Annotated in this window: 14 protein-coding genes; 9 read left to right on the forward strand and 5 right to left on the reverse strand. The window is 74.7% G+C overall.

Features of this window, described 5'->3' with window-relative positions; genetic code table 11:
* Positions 1 to 47: 47 nt before the first annotated feature.
* Both WCD74_RS10205 and WCD74_RS10210 read right to left on the reverse strand, forming a co-directional pair.
* Positions 48 to 731, reverse strand: coding sequence for a potassium channel family protein (locus WCD74_RS10205; protein ID WP_337694733.1), 684 nt, complete (start codon positions 729 to 731; stop codon positions 48 to 50).
* 6 nt (positions 732 to 737) lie between these two features.
* Entirely contained in the window at positions 738 to 1,403 is a 666-nt protein-coding gene (locus WCD74_RS10210; protein ID WP_337694734.1) for a potassium channel family protein, read from the reverse strand.
* A 100-nt stretch (positions 1,404 to 1,503) separates the two neighbouring features.
* Here WCD74_RS10210 and WCD74_RS10215 point away from each other — a divergent pair, with 100 nt between their 5' ends.
* The 7 genes from WCD74_RS10215 to WCD74_RS10245 all read left to right on the forward strand — a co-directional run bounded on the left by WCD74_RS10215 (position 1,504) and on the right by WCD74_RS10245 (position 10,669).
* A complete protein-coding gene (locus WCD74_RS10215) occupies positions 1,504 to 3,561 on the forward strand; it encodes an APC family permease (RefSeq protein ID WP_337694735.1) in 2,058 nt (685 codons plus the stop codon).
* Positions 3,558 to 4,769: a class I SAM-dependent RNA methyltransferase gene (locus tag WCD74_RS10220; RefSeq protein ID WP_337694736.1), complete on the forward strand. Its 1,212-nt coding sequence runs from the start codon at positions 3,558 to 3,560 to the stop codon at positions 4,767 to 4,769. Before WCD74_RS10215 ends, WCD74_RS10220 begins: the two co-directional genes overlap by 4 nt.
* A 4-nt stretch (positions 4,770 to 4,773) precedes the next feature.
* Entirely contained in the window at positions 4,774 to 5,964 is a 1,191-nt protein-coding gene (locus WCD74_RS10225; RefSeq protein WP_337694737.1) for an amidohydrolase family protein, read from the forward strand.
* A complete protein-coding gene (locus WCD74_RS10230) occupies positions 5,961 to 7,265 on the forward strand; it encodes a M20 metallopeptidase family protein (protein ID WP_337694738.1) in 1,305 nt (434 codons plus the stop codon). Before WCD74_RS10225 ends, WCD74_RS10230 begins: the two co-directional genes overlap by 4 nt.
* Positions 7,262 to 7,849 (forward strand): class I SAM-dependent methyltransferase, encoded by a 588-nt coding sequence (locus WCD74_RS10235; protein ID WP_337694739.1) that lies wholly within the window; start codon positions 7,262 to 7,264, stop codon positions 7,847 to 7,849. The genes WCD74_RS10230 and WCD74_RS10235 overlap by 4 nt, the downstream gene beginning before the upstream one ends.
* Positions 7,850 to 7,922: 73 nt before the next feature.
* Positions 7,923 to 9,938 (forward strand): 1-deoxy-D-xylulose-5-phosphate synthase, encoded by a 2,016-nt coding sequence (gene dxs / locus WCD74_RS10240; protein ID WP_337694740.1) that lies wholly within the window; start codon positions 7,923 to 7,925, stop codon positions 9,936 to 9,938.
* 59 nt (positions 9,939 to 9,997) lie between these two features.
* On the forward strand, positions 9,998 to 10,669 hold the full coding sequence (locus WCD74_RS10245; RefSeq protein ID WP_337694741.1) for a response regulator transcription factor: 672 nt from the start codon (positions 9,998 to 10,000) through the stop codon (positions 10,667 to 10,669).
* Positions 10,670 to 10,930: 261 nt separating this feature from the next.
* Here WCD74_RS10245 and WCD74_RS10250 read toward each other — a convergent pair whose 3' ends face one another.
* Positions 10,931 to 11,809 (reverse strand): beta-keto acid cleavage family enzyme, encoded by an 879-nt coding sequence (locus tag WCD74_RS10250; RefSeq protein WP_337694742.1) that lies wholly within the window; start codon positions 11,807 to 11,809, stop codon positions 10,931 to 10,933.
* 198 nt (positions 11,810 to 12,007) lie between these two features.
* Here WCD74_RS10250 and WCD74_RS10255 point away from each other — a divergent pair, with 198 nt between their 5' ends.
* A complete protein-coding gene (locus WCD74_RS10255) occupies positions 12,008 to 12,304 on the forward strand; it encodes a hypothetical protein (protein WP_337694743.1) in 297 nt (98 codons plus the stop codon).
* Positions 12,305 to 12,428: 124 nt separating this feature from the next.
* On the forward strand, positions 12,429 to 13,661 hold the full coding sequence (locus tag WCD74_RS10260) for a sensor histidine kinase (RefSeq protein ID WP_337694744.1): 1,233 nt from the start codon (positions 12,429 to 12,431) through the stop codon (positions 13,659 to 13,661).
* Here the strand turns inward: WCD74_RS10260 and WCD74_RS10265 are convergent.
* The gene (locus WCD74_RS10265) at positions 13,616 to 14,965 is read right to left on the reverse strand and encodes an HRDC domain-containing protein (RefSeq protein WP_373696057.1); all 1,350 of its coding nucleotides are present in this window, start codon (positions 14,963 to 14,965) and stop codon (positions 13,616 to 13,618) included. The two genes, WCD74_RS10260 and WCD74_RS10265, sit on opposite strands and share 46 nt — an antisense overlap.
* A 53-nt stretch (positions 14,966 to 15,018) precedes the next feature.
* Positions 15,019 to 15,714, reverse strand: coding sequence for a response regulator (locus WCD74_RS10270; RefSeq protein WP_169183164.1), 696 nt, complete (start codon positions 15,712 to 15,714; stop codon positions 15,019 to 15,021).
* Between the last annotated feature and the right edge of the window lie 476 nt (positions 15,715 to 16,190).

The following is a 16,190-nucleotide window of genomic DNA, read 5'->3' on the forward strand; positions in this document are numbered from 1 at the left end:
TGACGTCCAGCGTCAGCATGGCCGCACTGCTGACACTCCGGGTGGGGTCAGATCAGCTCCCGCCCACCCGGGTCGCCCGAGGTGAGCACGGAGTGGATCTCCTCCTCGACGCCCTCGCCCGCCACGAAGAGCATCTCGTCCCCGGCCTCGAGCGGGTCGTCGGACTGCGGCACGATCACCCGGCCGCCGCGCAGGATCGCCACGAGCGCGGCGTCGGAGGGCAGCGGGACGTCGCGGACCGGGCGGCCCGCCAGCGCGGTGTCGTCGGGCAGCGTGACCTCGACCAGGTTCGCCTTGCCCTGACGCAGGGTGAGCAGCCGGACCAGGTCGCCGACCGACACCGCCTCCTCGACCATCGCGGCCAGCATGCGCGGGGTGGACACCGCCACGTCCACGCCCCACGACTCGGTGAACAGCCACTCGTTGCGGGGGTTGTTCACCCGGGCCACCACGCGGCGGACCGCGAACTCGGTCTTCGCGAGCAGCGAGACCACCAGGTTCACCTTGTCGTCGCCGGTCGCCGCGATGACGACGTCGCAGTTCTGCACCTGCGCGTCCTCCAGCGAGGCGACCTCGCAGGCGTCCGCGTGCACCCACTCGGCCTGCGGCACCGCCTCCGGCGCCACCTCGGCGAGGTCGCGCTCGATCAGCATCACCTCGTGGCCGTTCTCGATGAGCTCGGCCGCGATGGACCGGCCCACCGCGCCGGCCCCGGCGATCGTCACCCGCATCTCGCGCTACCCCCGCTCCGCCGGCGCGGTCAGCGCCGCCTGGGTGACCGACGCCACGGTGCCGCTGACGGCGGCGGCGTAGACGACGTCGTCGGCCTGGATCACCGAGTCGGGCTTCGTCAGGACCCCGGTGCCGAACCGCACGATGAACGCGACGCGGCTGCCGGTCGCCTCCTCCAGGGCGGTGACCGGGTGCCCGGACCAGTCCTCGTGGAAGGGCAGCTGCATGATCGCGACGGTCCCGGACGGGTCGCGCCACGCGGTCGCGACGCCGTCGGGGAGCAGCATCCGCAGGAAGCGGTCGGTGGTCCACGGGACCGTGGCCACGGTCGGGATGCCGAGGCGCTCGTAGACGGCGGCCCGCTTGGCGTCGTAGATCCGCGCCACCACGGTCTCGACGCCGAAGGTCTCCCGGGCGACACGCGCGGAGATGATGTTGGAGTTGTCGCCCGAGGAGACCGCCGCGAAGGCCTGGGCGCGGTGGATCCCGGCGGCGGTCAGCACCTCGCGGTCGAACCCGACCCCGACGACCTCCTGGCCGTGGAAGTCGCTGCCCAGGCGGCGGAAGGCCTGCGGATCCCGGTCCACGACGGCGACCTCGTGACCGAGCCGCTCGAGCGACAGGGCCAGGGCCGAGCCCACGCGGCCGCAGCCCATGACGACGATGTGCACACGCCCTCCAGGTCTCCTCGCTCGGGCGACGGTCGCGCTCGTGCCTGACGCGCGCACGGTATCCCGTACCGGCCGCGCCCGAACGTCCTACGCTCTGCGGGTGCCCAGGCTCGCGACAGCGGCGAAACGCCTCGTGCTCGGACTGCCGTTCCGCAGCGACGAGCTCTCGGGGACGTTGCTGCGCAAGCGCATCGCGCTGCCGGTGTTCGCCTCCGACGCCCTGTCCTCGGTGGCCTACGCGCCGCAGGAGGTGCTGATCACCCTCTCGCTGGCCGGGCTCGGGGCCTACGTGTTCTCCCCGTGGGTCGGGTTCGCGGTGGTCGTGGTGCTCACCACGGTGGTGGTCAGCTACCGGCAGAACGTCCACGCCTACCCCTCGGGCGGCGGGGACTACGAGATCGCGACGACGAACCTCGGCAAGTACGCGGGGCTGACCGTCGGCTCGGCGCTGCTGGTCGACTACACGCTGACCGTCGCGGTCTCGGTCTCGTCGGCCGCGGACAACCTCGGTGCGCTCATCCCGTTCGTCGGGGAGCACAAGGTGCTCTTCGCCGTCCTCGCGATCGGGGCGCTCACCGCGGTCAACCTGCGGGGCGTGCGGGAGTCGGGCATCGCCTTCGCCGTCCCGACCTACTGCTTCGTCGTCGCGCTCGGCAGCATGATCGTCGTCGGGGTCGTCCGGCTCCTGCTCGGCCACGACATGGTGGCGCCCAGCGCCGGTTTCGACGTGCGCGCCGAGGCCGACCACCAGCTCTCCTCGCTCGCGCTGATGTTCATCGTGCTGCGCTCGTTCACGCAGGGCTGCGCCGCGTTGACCGGGGTCGAGGCCATCTCCAACGGCGTCCCGGCGTTCCGCAAGCCGAAGTCCCGCAACGCGGCCACCACGCTCGCGCTGCTCGGCCTGATCGCCGTCGTCATGTTCGGCGGCATGCTCGCCCTCGCCCGCGCGACCGGGGTGAAGATGGCGGAGTCGACCGACCAGCTCGTCGGGGCCCCGGCCGGCTACAAGCAGGAGACGCTGATCGCGCAGCTCGCCGAGACCATCTTCTCGGGGTTCCCGCCCGGCTTCTGGGCCGTGACGATCTTCACCGCCCTGATCCTGGTGCTGGCCGCGAACACCGCGTTCAACGGGTTCCCGGTGCTCGGCTCGATCCTCGCGCAGGACCGCTACCTGCCGCGCCAGCTGCACACCCGCGGCGACCGGCTGGCCTTCTCCAACGGCATCCTGTTCCTCGCGTTCTTCGCGATCGTGCTCGTCGTCGGCTTCTCCGCCGAGGTCACGGCCCTGATCCCGCTCTACACCGTCGGCGTCTTCGTCTCCTTCACGCTGTCCCAGCTCGGCATGGTGCGGCACTGGAACCGGTTGATCGCGACCGAGACCGAGGAGGAGACGCAGGGCCGGCTGCGGCGTTCCCGGCTGATCTCCGGCTTCGGCGCGACGATGACCGGCGTCGTGCTCGTCGTCGTGCTGGTGACGAAGTTCCTGGTCGGCGCCTGGATCGCGATCGTCGCGGGAGGGCTCGCGTTCCTGCTCATGCTCTCCATCCGCCGCCACTACGACACGGTCGCCGAGGAGATCGCCGCCCCCGACGTGATCGACGCGGTGCTGCCCAGCCGCAACCACGCGATCGTCCTGGTCTCCACCGTGCACAAACCGACGCTGCGGGCCGTCGCCTACGCGCGGGCCACCCGGCCGGACGTGCTCGAGGCGGTGACGGTCAACGTCGACGACGCCGACACCCGCAAGGTGGTCGCCGACTGGGAGCGCCGCCAGCTCCCGGTGCCGCTCAAGGTGCTGGAGTCGCCCTACCGCGAGATCACCAGGCCGATCCTCTCCTACGTCAAGCGCATCCGGACCGACAACCCGCGCGACGTCGTCACGGTCTTCATCCCGGAGTACGTCCTCGGGCGGTGGTGGGAACAGGTGTTGCACAACCAGAGTGCGCTACGCCTCAAGGGGCGGCTCCTGTTTCAGAAAGGTGTCATGGTCGTCAGCGTGCCGTGGCAGCTGGAGTCCTCCGCCCGGCTCGCGGCGCCCCGCCCGCAGGGCGCCCCCGGCCTCACCCGGCGCGGCTACGAGGCCCCGCCGACCAACGGCGTGCGGCCGGGCTCGACCTCCTCGCCCTCGGGCGGCAACGACCGGGCGGACGTGCGATGACCGGCCTGGAAGCTTCCCCGGAGCGGCTCGACTGGACCGACCGCATGCTCGACGTCGAGGTGGGTGCGGTCGCGCACGGCGGGCACTGCGTGGCCCGGCACGAGGGCCGGGTGGTGTTCGTCCGGCACGCGCTGCCCGGTGAGCGCGTGCACGCGGTGGTGACCGAGGACCACGGCGGGTCGTTCTGCCGCGCGGACGCCGTGACCGTCCTCGAGGCCGCCCCCGGCCGCGTGACCCCGGCGTGCCCGTGGGCCGGGCCCGGCGGGTGCGGCGGCTGCGACTGGCAGCACGCCGACCACGACACCCAGCGCGACCTCAAGGCCGCCGTCGTCGCCGAGCAGCTCTCCCGGCTCGCCGGCATCGAGCGGGACGTGGTCTGCGAGCCCCTGCCCGGTGGCCCGCTGGGCTGGCGGACCCGGATGCGGATGGCGGTCACGGACGACGGGCGCCCCGGGCTGCGGGCGCACCGCAGCCACGAGGTCCTGCCGGTGGGGGACTGCCCGATCGCGGTCACCGGCGCCCTCGACCCCGTGCTGGCCCGCGGGTGGACCCCGACCGCGGAGATCGAGATCGTGCACGACGCCGCGGGCCAGACGCACGCGACGGAGCTGTTCGAGGGCCGCCGTGCGCTCGAGGTCGGCTCCGGGACCGCGCACGAGCACGCCGCCGGCCGGGACTGGACGCTGCCCGCCCCGGCGTTCTGGCAGGTGCATCCCGGAGCGGCCGACGCCGTCGTCGCGGCCGCGGTGGCCGGCGTCGGGGAGCTGGCCGCCGACGACGTCGTCTGGGACCTCTACGGCGGGGCGGGCCTGATCGCGGCGGCCCTCGCGGAGCGGGCCGGGACGGTCGTGGACGTCGAGTCGGACCCGGACGCGACGGCGGCCGCGGGGGAGAACCTCGCGGACCTGCCCGCCGCGCAGGTGGTCCGGGGCCGGGTGGAGAAGGTCCTGGAGTCGCTGGCACGCACCACGGCCCCGGACGTCATCGTCGCCGACCCGCCCCGCAAGGGCCTGGGGCGTGAGCTGGCCGCGCGGATCGGGGCGCTCGGCGCGCGCCGCATCGTGCACGTGGCGTGCGACCCGGCGGCCCTGGCCCGCGACGTCGCCGCGCTGGGGGAGGCCGGGTACACGCTGGCCGACCTGCGGGTGTTCGACGCCTTCCCGATGACCCACCACGTCGAGTGCGTGGCGACCCTCGTCGCGAGGTGACCCGGTGGCCCCCGGCGGCGGCAGCCTCGTCTCGTTGGGCCTGGTCCCCGCGGGGCCGGTGAGCTTCCTCGACGGGGTGCCGCTCGTGGACCACCACTGCCACTCGGTGGTGGCCGACGACCTCGACCGGCCGGGGTTCGAGGCCCTGCTCACCGAGGGGGCCGGACCCGCGCCGGGCACCTCGGCGTTCGACTCGCGCCTCGGGTTCTCCGTGCGCCGCTGGTGCTCGCCGGTGCTGGGGCTGCCGCCGCACGCGCCCGCGCAGGACTACGTCGAGCGTCGCGCGGAGCTGGGCGCGGCCGCGGTGTCGCGGGCGATGCTCCGCGCGACCGGATCGGGGTCCCTCCTGGTCGACCACGGGTTCGCCGCGGGCGGCCTGCTCGACCTGGACGCCCTGGCGCAGACCGCGGGCATTCCCGTGGGCGAGGTCGTGCGCCTGGAGGCGGTGGCCGAGGGCATCGCGGACGCGGGCGTCGACGCCGCCGGGTTCGGCGAGGCGCTGCGCGCCGAGGTGGCCCGGCGCACCGCCCCCGAACGGCGGCCGCTGCCGGTCGCCTGCAAGACCGTCCTGGCCTACCGGGCCGGGCTCGACGTCGACCCGCACCGCCCGGAGCCCGCCGAGGTCGCCGCCGCGGCCGACGGGTGGCTGGCGCGGCGGGCCCGGGACGGCGAGCCGCTGCGCGACCCGGTGCTGCTCCGGCACGGGCTCTGGGCGGGCCTGGACACCGGCCTGCCGCTGCAGCTGCACACCGGGTTCGGCGACTCCGACGAGGACCTCCACCGGTCCGACCCGGCCCTGCTCGCCGGCCTGGCGCGCCTGGTGGAGCCCCTCGGCGTCCCGCTGATGCTCCTGCACACCTACCCGTTCCACCGGCAGGCGGCGTGGATGGCGCAGGTGTTCTCGTGCGTGTACGTCGACGTCAGCCTCGCGGTGCCGCACGTGGGCTCGCGGGCCCCCGACGTGATTGCCGAGATGCTGGAACTGGCACCCTTCGCCAAGATGCTCTACGCCTCGGACGCCTACGGGCTGCCCGAGCTGCACCTGCTCGGGGCCCTGCGGTTCCGGGCGGCCCTGGGCGGGCTGCTCGAGCAGGCCTGTGCGACCGACGAGATCTCTCCCGCCGACGCCGAACGGGTGGCCAGCATGATCGCGCGCGACAACGCCCTGCGGGTGTACCCGCGGATTCCGGCATGACGACCGAGGTCCCGATCTCCGGCGGCCCGCGGCGGGCCGACGGCGAGGTCGTCCGGGCGCGCCCGGTGCCCGTGCCGGACGCGCTGCTCACGGCGCTGGAGGCGGAGCTGCCGGGCGCGGTCGAGCTGCGGCACGCGCTGCACCGCGAACCGCGCCGGTCCGGCGACGAGGCCGACTCCCGCGACGCGGTCGCCGCGGCGCTCGGCGCGGAGCTGGAACCGGTCGCGGGCACCGGCGGCATGCTGCGCCTCGGCGGACCCGGCCCCGCCCTCGCGGTCCGCGGCGAGCTCGACGCCCTGCCGGTCACCGAGGCGACCGGGCTCGAGTTCAGTTCCCGCCGGGAGGGCGTCGCGCACGTCTGCGGCCACGACGTGCACACCGCCGCGCTCGTCGCCGTGACGCGCGCGGTGGCCGCGGTGGGCCCGGACGTGCTGGCCGTGCCGCTGCTGGCGGTGTTCCAGCCGCGCGAGGAGTCGGCCCCCTCGGGCGCGGCGGACGTCGTCGTCGACCCCGGGTTCCGGGCGCACCGGCCCGCGGCGATGCTCGGGGTGCACGTCCAGCCCGAACTGCCCCGCGGGGTCGTCTCGTCCCGCCCCGGGCCGGTGAACGCCTCGGCCGACGAGATCGAGATCGTGGTGTCGGGCCACGCCGGGCACGGCGGCTACCCCCACCGCACCCGCGACCCGGTGCTCGCGATCGCCGCCGTCGTCGTCGCCCTGCAGCAGATCGTCGCGCGGCGGGTGAACCCGCTCGAGGCGGGCGTGGTGACGATCGGGCAGATCACCGCGGGGACCGCGCCCAACGTCGTGCCCGGGACCGCTGCGGCCCGGGGGACGGTCCGCGCCCTGGACGCCGACCGCGACGCGATCCTGGCGGCGGTCACCGAGGTCGTCGAGCACACGGCGGCGGCGCATGGCTGCCGGGGCGAGGTCACCGTGGTGCCGAACGAACCCGCCGTCGTGAACGACGAGCGCCTGGCCGCCGCGATCGCGGCCACGCTCGGCGGGCGGCGCGGCGACGAGCAGGCCGCCCCGACCGGCCTCCGGCTGGACACGGCGTTCCGCTCGTGTGGCGCGGACGACTTCTCGCACTACTCGGCGGCGGGCACTCCGTCCGTCATGCTCTTCGTCGGCACCGCCCCGCCCGACACCGCGGCGGGCGGCGCACCCGGCCTGCACCACCCCGCCTTCTCCCCGGACGACGCCATGGTCGGCGAGGTCGCCCGCGCCCTGCTCGCCGCCGTGGTCGCCGCCGGGCCGTCCCTCCCCGCTCCCCATCCGGCTCCCCAGGAGACCCCGTGACCGAGATCCGCCACTTCTCGACCGCCTTCCTGCGCGACCCGCTGCACGTCGCCGCCCTGTTCCCGAGCTTCCCGCCGCTGTGCCGCCAGGCGATCGCGCCGCTGCCCGAGACCGGCGACCCGGTCGTCGTGGACCTCGGAGCGGGCACCGGATCGGTCACCGACGAGATCCAGAAGCGGCTGCGGGGCCGGGGCCGGCACATCGCCGTGGAGATGGACGAGGGCATGGCCGACGTGCTGGCTCGGCGCCACCCCGACGTCGAGGTGATGTGCACCGACGCGCACACCGCGGTGGAGAAGCTGCTCGCCGAGGGTGTGCGCGCGGACCTGTCGGTCTCCGGCCTCCCGTGGCTCGCGACGGCGCCGTCGGACGGGCGCTCGATCTTCCCGCTGCTGGGCCGGCTCGCCGCCCCGGAGGGTGCCGTGACGCAGCTCGCCCACGCCTGGATCCGCTTCTTCCCGACGGCGAAGCAGGTGCAGCGCAACCTCGAGGAGACCTTCGAGGAGGTCGTGGTCAGCCGCACGGTGTGGCTGAACGCGCCGCCGGCCGTGGTCTACGTCGCGCGGCGGCCGCGCACGGCGTAACGCCACTCACGGACCCCCCGTCCGTCGGTCGCTGCGCCGAGCGGGGGGCCGCGATCCTCGTAGACTGGCCGCCGTGAGTCTGCTCCACCGTGTCCGCACCCCCGCCGACCTGCGGGCCCTCGACGCGGGCGAGGTCGACACGCTCGCCGGCGAGATCCGCGGGTTCCTGGTGGACAAGGTGTGCCGGACGGGAGGGCACCTCGGCCCCAACCTCGGGGTCGTGGAGCTCACCCTGGCCCTGCACCGGGTGTTCGACTCGCCCCGGGACGCGCTCGTGTTCGACACCGGGCACCAGAGCTACGTGCACAAGATCGTCACGGGGCGCTCGGGGGAGTTCGACGGGCTGCGCCAGGGCGGTGGCATGTCCGGCTACCCCAGCCGCGCCGAGAGCGACCACGACCTCGTCGAGAACTCGCACGCCTCCACCGCGCTGTCCTGGGCCGACGGCCTGGCCAAGGCCGACGCGCTGACCGGTCGCGACCGCTCCGTGGTCGCCGTGGTCGGCGACGGCGCCCTGACCGGCGGCATGTGCTGGGAGGCGCTGAACAACATCGCCGGCTCGGACCGGCCCGTCGTCATCGTGGTCAACGACAACGGCCGCTCGTACGCGCCGACGATCGGCGGGCTCTCCGAGCGACTGTCGTCGCTGCGGCTCGCCCCGCAGTACGAGGACGTGCTCGAGCACGGCAAGAAGGCGCTGCGGCGGATCCCGCTGGTGGGCGGGCCGCTGTACTCCGCGATGCACGCCGCGAAGGTCGGGGTGAAGGACGCCCTGTCGCCGCAGGCCCTGTTCTCCGACCTCGGGCTGAAGTACCTCGGCCCGGTCGACGGCCACGACACGGCCGCCCTGGAGTCCGCACTGCAGGCGGCGCGCGACTTCGGCGGTCCCGTGATCGTGCACGCGGTCACCGCCAAGGGACGGGGCTTCGCCTCGGCCGAGCAGGACGTGGCCGAGCAGATGCACGCGGTCGGCGTGATCGACCCGGAGACCGGACTGCCGGTCGGCCCGAAGCCGCGCAGCTGGACCTCGGAGTTCACCGACACCATGCTCGAACTGGGGCGGGAGCGCGCCGACGTCGTCGCGATCACCGCCGCCATGCCCGGCCCGACCGGCCTGGCGGCGTTCGGCGAGGTCTACCCGGAGCGGCTGTTCGACGTCGGCATCGCCGAGCAGCACGCGATGACCTCGGCGGCCGGGCTCGCGCACGGCGGCCTGCACCCCGTGGTCGCGGTGTACTCGACGTTCCTCAACCGCGCGTTCGACCAGCTGCTCATGGACGTGGCGCTGCACCGCGAGCCGGTCACGGTCGTGCTGGACCGCGCCGGGGTCACCGGCGACGACGGGGCCTCCCACAACGGCATGTGGGACCTGTCGGTGATGGGCATCGTCCCGGGCCTGCGGGTGGCGGCCCCGCGCGACGCCCAGACGCTGCGCGAGGAGCTGCGCGAGGCCGTCGGGATCACCGACGGCCCGACCGCGCTGCGCTGGTCCAAGGGCGCCGTCCCGAGCGGCGTGGCCGCCCTGCGCCGGATCGCCGGCGACGCCGGGCCGGGCGCGGTCGACGTGCTCGCCGAGCCCGGCCGGCTCCCGCGCACCGCGCCGCGTCCCACCGCCGTGGAGCGTCTGGAGCAGGACCCGACCGACGCGCCGCCCGAGGTCCGCGACGTGCTGCTCGTGTGCGTGGGCGCGTTCGGCCAGCTCGGCGTGGAGGCGGCCGACCGGCTCACCGCGCAGGGCATCGGCGTGACCGTGGTCGACCCGCGCTGGCTGCAGCCGGTCCCGTCGGTGCTGCTCGAGCTGGCCGCCGAGCACCGCCTGGTGGTGACCGTCGAGGACGGCGGGCGCCACGGCGGGTTCGGCTCCTCGCTGTCCGACGCCCTGAGCGAGGCGGGCGTCGACGTGCCGGTGCGCCGCATCGCGCTCGCGCAGGAGTTCCTCGCCCACGACAGCCGCGGGTCGATCCTGGCCGCGGCCGGGCTCACCGACCAGGACGTCGCCCGGCGCATCACGGAGTGGGTCTCGCGCCGCTCGGGCGACGTCCCGCCGGTGCCGGACCTGCCGCGGGCCGCGGGCGGCAGCGCGCACTGAGCGGAACCGCCCAGGGACTTCTCAGGCGCAGCTCAGGCCCGCGGTGGCATCGTGGAGGAGTGCGCATTCTGATCGTGGAGGACGAGCAGGCCCTGGCCGACGCGCTGGCGCGCGGGCTCCGGCGCGAGGGGATGGCGGTCGACGTCGCCTACGACGGTGACACCGGCTCGGAGAAGGCCTCGGTGACCCGTTACGACGTCATCGTGCTCGACCGTGACCTGCCGGGCCGCTCCGGGGACGACCTGTGTGCCGAGGTGGCCGGCGGCGTCACGCGGGTGATCATGCTGACCGCGAGCGGCACGCTGCGCGACAAGGTCGCCGGCCTGGCCCTCGGGGCGGACGACTACCTGGCGAAGCCCTTCGACTTCCCCGAGCTCGTCGCCCGCATCCGGGCCCTGGGCCGCCGTGCCGTCCCGGCGACGCCGCCGATCCTCGAGGCCGCGGGCGTGGTGCTCGACCCGGCGAAGCGCACCGTCCTGCGCGAGGGCACCACGGTGGACCTCACCCGCAAGGAGTTCGGCGTCCTCGAGGTCCTCATGGCCGCGGGCGGCGCGGTGGTGTCGTCCGAGGAGCTCCTCGAGCGGGTCTGGGACGAGAACGCCGACCCGTTCACGACGACCGTGCGGGTCACCGTCATGACGCTGCGCAAGAAGCTCGGCGACCCCGGGATCATCGACACCGTGGTCGGCTCCGGCTACCGCGTCCGTGCGGAGGCCCCCGCCGGGGTCTGACGCCCAGCTGCTCCGGCGAGTGCGACGTGGCGCAGGTTTCCGGGTTCCGGGAGCTGCCAGATGTAGCACTCTGCGGTGGGTTTTCCTGACGGCGCCCGGCTGCTGCGATGAGTGCGACGTGGTGCAGGCTTCCGGGTTCCGGGAGCTGCCTGACGTAGCACTCGGCGGTGGGGTCTTCCTGACGGCGGGTGGCCGCTGCGGCGAGTGCGACGTGGTGCAGGTTTCCGGGGTTCGGGAGCTGCCTGACGTGGCACTCGGCGCTCACGCCGCGAGGATCGCGCGGGTCTCCGCGCACGTGGCGGGTCGGCGGCCGGCCGCCGACAGCACCTCGAGGACCTCGTCGAGCAGCTCGACGTTGGTCGGCTGCCGGGGCCCGGCGTAGTCCTCCAGGCCCACCCGGACGTGCCCGCCGCGCTCCAGGGCGAGCGCGGCCAGCCCGGACCCGACGACGTCGCCGCCGAGCACGGCGACCGACCACGGCAGGCCCGAGCCCTCGAGCAGCTCGCAGTAGGCGTCCAGCGCCCGCTCCGTGGGCGGCAGCCCGAACTGCAGGTCGCCCCCGAAGTACAGCTTCACCATCGCGCCCGCGGGCACCCGGCCGTGCCGGTGCAACGTCAGCGTCGTCCGCAGGAAGCCCGGCTCGAAGATCGAGATCGACGGCCGCGCGCCCAGCTCGCCGGTGCGCCGGAACATGTACTCGGTGTCGGCGATGCTGTTCTGGTAGGCCTCCGCGGCCGCGGCGGGCGCGCACTCCCCGCTCCCGAGCAGGCCGACGTTGACCGACCCGGGGTCCACCAGCGTCATCCCGCCCAGCCCCCGCCGGGCGAGCTCCTCGACGTGCGCCCACTTCCGCTCGACCGGGATGCCCCGGGCGCCCGCGCCCATCGTCGGGTAGAGCAGGGCGTCGGGGTGGGCGCCGACCACCGGTGTCCACGCCTCGACGTAGGGCCCGACGGCGTGCACGGCGTCGGCGGTGAACATCGGCTCGTCGTTGTGGTTGTGCACGATCGCGGCTCCGCGGTCCAGGCAGGCGAGCATGTCGTCGGCGATCTCCGGCGGGGTCCGGGGCACGTGCGGGTTCGCCTCGCGGGTGGTGGTCCCGTTGACGGCGACCTCGACGATGACGGCGTCGCTGCTCATGGCCGCGAGCATGCCGCACCGCGCCGACCAGGAACGACGAAACGCGTTATCCGGTCATGATCACCCGATCGGCGGAGAAGGTGTCGAGAATCGTGCCCGCCTCGGGAGGGCCTCGTTTCACTACACGTATCCGGACGATGTCGGACAGTGACCGTCCGGAGGCTCCCCCCAGAGAGGAACACCCCCATCATGTCGATGATGCGCAAGGCCGTCCTGGCGTCGGCCCTCATCTCCTCCGGCCTGGTCTCGACGGCCGGCCTGGCGATGGCCCACGAGACCGACGGGACCGTCCAGAAGGGCGTCGTCAACTCCTCGGACTTCGCGCCGAACACCCCGGTCAACGTCTGCAACAACGACGTCCCGGTCAACGCCCTCGGCGTCCAGGTCCCGGTCCAGGACAACGCGGTCAGCGTCCCGCTGCAGTCCGAGGCGAAGCACGGCAACAGCGCGGGCATCAGCAAGTCCTGCTCGGCGCCGATCCACGCGATCAACTAGACGCCCCGGGGCGTCGACGGGCCCGGTGCCGCGTCCCCTGTGGGGGCGGTGCCGGGCCCGACGTGTCCCAGGTGCCCGGCACCTTCACACGTGGGGCGCGCGGGCGGCCGTAGGCTCCCGGACCGTGTTCCGACCGGCCGACCCGCCCCGCGCCCGGCGCCGCCGCGGCCCGGGCCTGCGCGTGCGGCTGACCCTGCTCGCGACCGGCCTGGTCGCCGCCGTCTCCGCGCTGCTGCTGTGGCTGGGGTGGATGCTCGTGGGGGAGGTCGCCGCGACGCTGCCGACCCTGCCCGCGGAGACGCCGGTGCTGGTCGACGACGTCCCGGTGCCGGCGGGGGAGGTCGCGGCGGCGATCGGGCACACCGCCCGCACCGAGGTGCTGCAGGTCGGCTCGGTGGCCTTCGCCCTGGTGGTCGCGGCCGCGGCCCTGGTGTCGTGGGTGCTCACGGGGCACGTGCTGCGCCCGGTGCACGACGTGACGGCCACCGCGCGGCGGCTCTCGGCGGAGTCCCTGGACGCCCGGATCGACCTGGAGGGCCCGCGCGACGAGGTCGCCGAGCTCGCGGACACCTTCGACGAGATGCTGGACCGGCTGCAGGCCGCCTTCGACGCGCAGCGCCGCTTCGTCGCGAACGCCAGCCACGAGCTGCGGACGCCGCTCGCGGTCCTGCGCACCGAGATCGACGTGACGCTCGCCGACCCGGACGCCGACGTCGACGAGCTGCGCCGGATGGCCGCGGTCCTGCGTGACGCCACGCGCCGGGCGGAGGGCCTCGTCGACGGCCTCCTGCTGCTCGCCCGCACCGAGGCGGCGCCGCGCCGGGCGGACGACGGGGACGAACCCGTCGACCTCGACCTCGCCGCCCGGGGCGCGCTGGACGCCGTCCGCGCCGAGGTCGAGGCGCGGCGGCTGCGGGTGGAGGTCACGAGCGCGGAGCCGACGGCGGACGACGAGGGCCCCGTCCCCGGGGCGGTGGTGGTCGGGGACGCGGCGCTGCTGGAGCGGGTCGTCGGGAACCTCGTCGAGAACGCGGTGCGGCACAACGTCGACGACGGCTGGATCACGGTGCGCAGCGGCCCGGCGGACGACCCGGCGCGGGTGGAGCTGGTGGTGGCGTCGTCCGGCCCGGTGCTCGACCCGGCGCGGGTGCCCGACCTGTTCGAGCCGTTCCGCCGGGGCGCGGACCGGGTCGGGACCGGGTCCGGCCTCGGGCTGTCGATCGTCCGCGCGGTGGTACGGGCCCACGGCGGGACGGTGGCGGCCGAGCCGGTGGAGGGCGGCGGGCTGACGGTGCGGGTCCTGCTGCCCGGTCAGGTCTCCGGGTCGCTGAACACCGGGGTCACCGTCCCGACCTGAGCGGTCTCGCCGGACCCGCGCCGGCGGCGCCGCCGCGGGGAGCGGCGGGGAGTCTCGCCCTCGCCCGACGACGGGGCGGTGGGCGCGGGCGCACTCTCGTCGGCCGGCGGCGCCGTCTCGGCGAGCGCGGCCACCAGGCCCTCGAGGGCGAGCTCGCGCTGCCAGGGCCGGGCACCACCCGCCGTCAGGAACTCCTCGACCCCGGCCGCGTCGGCCGGGACCGGAGGGGTCCAGCAGAGGCGACGGACGAGGTCGGGCTGGAGCAGGTTCTCCACCGGCGTGTCCCACTGCTCGGACAGGTCCGCCAGGTGGGCGCGGGCCGCGGTCAGGCGCGCGGCGGCGTCGGGGTCCTTGTCGGCCCAGCGGTTGACCGGCGGTGGCCCGTCGCCGGCGGCGGCGGAGGACGGCAGCTCCTCGGCCGGGAGCCCGCGGCCGGTGCGCACGGCGCGCCACCAGCGGTCCGCCAACCGGCGCTGGCGGTTGCCCTTGAACACCGGCATCTCGGTGAGGGCCTCGCGCGACGCGGGTTCGCGCAGCGCGGCGTCGACGATCGCGGCGTCGGGCAGCAGGCGGCCCGGCGCGACGTCGCGGGACTCGGCGAGCTGGTCGCGGGACTCCCACAGCGCGCGCACGACGGCGAGCTGCCGGGGGCGGCGCACCTTGTGGGTCCCGGAGGTCCGGCGCCACGGTTCCGCCCGTCGTGGCGGCGGGCCGGCGAGCCGCACGGCCTCGAACTCCTGTCGGCCCCACTCGGCCTTGCCCTGGCGTTCGAGGTCGGCCGCGAGCAGGTCGCGCATCGCGACGAGGAGCTCGACGTCGAGCGCGGCGTAGACCAGCCAGTCGTCGGGCAGCGGCCGGGTCGACCAGTCCGCGGCGCCGTAGCCCTTGCGCAGGCGGACGCCGAGGAGGCGCTCCGCGAGGGGGCCGAGCCCGACGCGGGGGTAGCCCGCGAGCCGGCCGGCGAGTTCGGTGTCGAAGAGGACGTCGGGACGCATGCCGACCTCGGCGAGGCACGGCAGGTCCTGCGACGCGGCGTGGAGCACCCACTCGACGCCGCGCAGGGCGTCGCCGAGCACGGAGAGGTCGCCGTCGAGGGCGATCGGGTCCACGAGGGCCGACCCGGCACCCTCCCGGCGGAGCTGCACCAGGTAGGCCCGGGCCGAGTAACGGAACCCCGACGCCCGCTCGGCGTCCACCGCGACCGGACCGCTGCCCGCGGCCAGGTCGTCGGCGAGCGCCGTCAGGCGGTCCCGGTCGGTGATGATCTCGGGAACGCCGTCGGCGGGGGCGAGGAGCTCGGTGATCTCCTCACCGGACTCCTCGCCCCCGTCGGCGGACGTCGGGTCCTCGGCGGTGCTCAGCGGATGACGCCGGCCCGCATGGCCAGCGCGACCATCTGGGCGCGGTCGCCCGTACCGAGCTTGCGGCCGATGCGCGAGAGGTGGCTCTTGACCGTGAGGGCCGAGAGGCTCAACGCGTCACCGATCTCCTTGTTCGACCGGCCGTCGGCCACCAGCTGGAGGACCTCCACCTCGCGGGCCGACAGCTCCCGCGGCGTGTTGTCCGTCGCCGGCACCCGGGTGCCCGCCGCGAGCAGCGGGGCGACCGAGGGGTCGGCGTAGAGGCCGCCCTCGAGCACGCGCCGCACCCCGTCGGTGACGATGCCCGGCGAGGCGGACTTGAGCAGGTACGCCTGCGCCCCGGCCTGGAACGCCGCCCGCACCGCGGACGGGTCGTCCGAGGCGGCGAGGACCACCACGCGGTTCCAGCCCTGCGCCCGCAGCTCCGCGATCAGGTCCAGCCCGGAACCGTCCGGGAGGCCGAGATCGAGGATCGCGAGGTCGCAGGGACCGGAGGCGAGTGCCCGGGTCCGTGCCTCGGAGATCGAGGCCGCCTCGTGGACGGTGCCGGCGCCCATCGAGGACAGCCGCTGCGCGATCGCCTCGCGCAACAGCGGGTGGTCGTCGACCACCAGCACCGAGAACATCTCTTCCCGCGGATGCGGGACCATGGCCGGTGGCAGCAGGCCACTCGCGACGCCGCGCAGTGCCATGCCTGGGCCCACGGTAGCCACGTCAACTACCTCCCTGAAGTCGGTCTTGCCCCCCGACGGACACACCCGGAACCCCGGTCGCCGACCGCGCCGCCGAACGGCCGAGGAAGTGCGTCGCGAGAGAACATATCCCCCCTGGCGAGTTAACGAGAGCATTAGGGCCAACTTCGCTCGGTGGAGTTTCGCCCGTTACGGCTCCGTGGTCACTCCTTGGTGTCAGTCTCGTACTCTCCGTGTGCTCCTCGTGACACTCTGTGTAGTCGATATGACTCTCTGTGTCTGAAGACTCCGATCACAGCAGAGGCGCTGCGCTCATCGGTCCAATCTCATCCGAGTAACGGACGCAACACCGCAACCGCGTTCGGAGTCCGTCCCGTGACCCGCTCGCGGCCCCTCGTTCACCCGGCCTGCGCAGCGAGCGAGCGGCGGACGCCGTCCGAGGCGACCTGCAGAAATGCGAAAATCGGCACCAGTGG

Source organism: Actinomycetospora aurantiaca (genome assembly GCF_037401875.1).
GTDB classification, from domain to species: Bacteria; Actinomycetota; Actinomycetes; order Mycobacteriales; family Pseudonocardiaceae; genus Actinomycetospora; species Actinomycetospora aurantiaca.

What these genes read in the sequence shown, in the direction of transcription:
- WCD74_RS10205 (WP_337694733.1), bottom strand. Translation starts at nt 731, where the DNA reads ATGCGGGTGACGATCGCCGGGGCCGGCGCGGTGGGCCGGTCCATCGCG.
- WCD74_RS10220 (WP_337694736.1), top strand. Translation starts at nt 3,558, where the DNA reads ATGACCGGCCTGGAAGCTTCCCCGGAGCGGCTCGACTGGACCGACCGC.
- WCD74_RS10230 (WP_337694738.1), top strand. Translation starts at nt 5,961, where the DNA reads ATGACGACCGAGGTCCCGATCTCCGGCGGCCCGCGGCGGGCCGACGGC.
- WCD74_RS10250 (WP_337694742.1), bottom strand. Translation starts at nt 11,809, where the DNA reads ATGAGCAGCGACGCCGTCATCGTCGAGGTCGCCGTCAACGGGACCACC.
- WCD74_RS10255 (WP_337694743.1), top strand. Translation starts at nt 12,008, where the DNA reads ATGCGCAAGGCCGTCCTGGCGTCGGCCCTCATCTCCTCCGGCCTGGTC.
- WCD74_RS10270 (WP_169183164.1), bottom strand. Translation starts at nt 15,714, where the DNA reads ATGGCACTGCGCGGCGTCGCGAGTGGCCTGCTGCCACCGGCCATGGTC.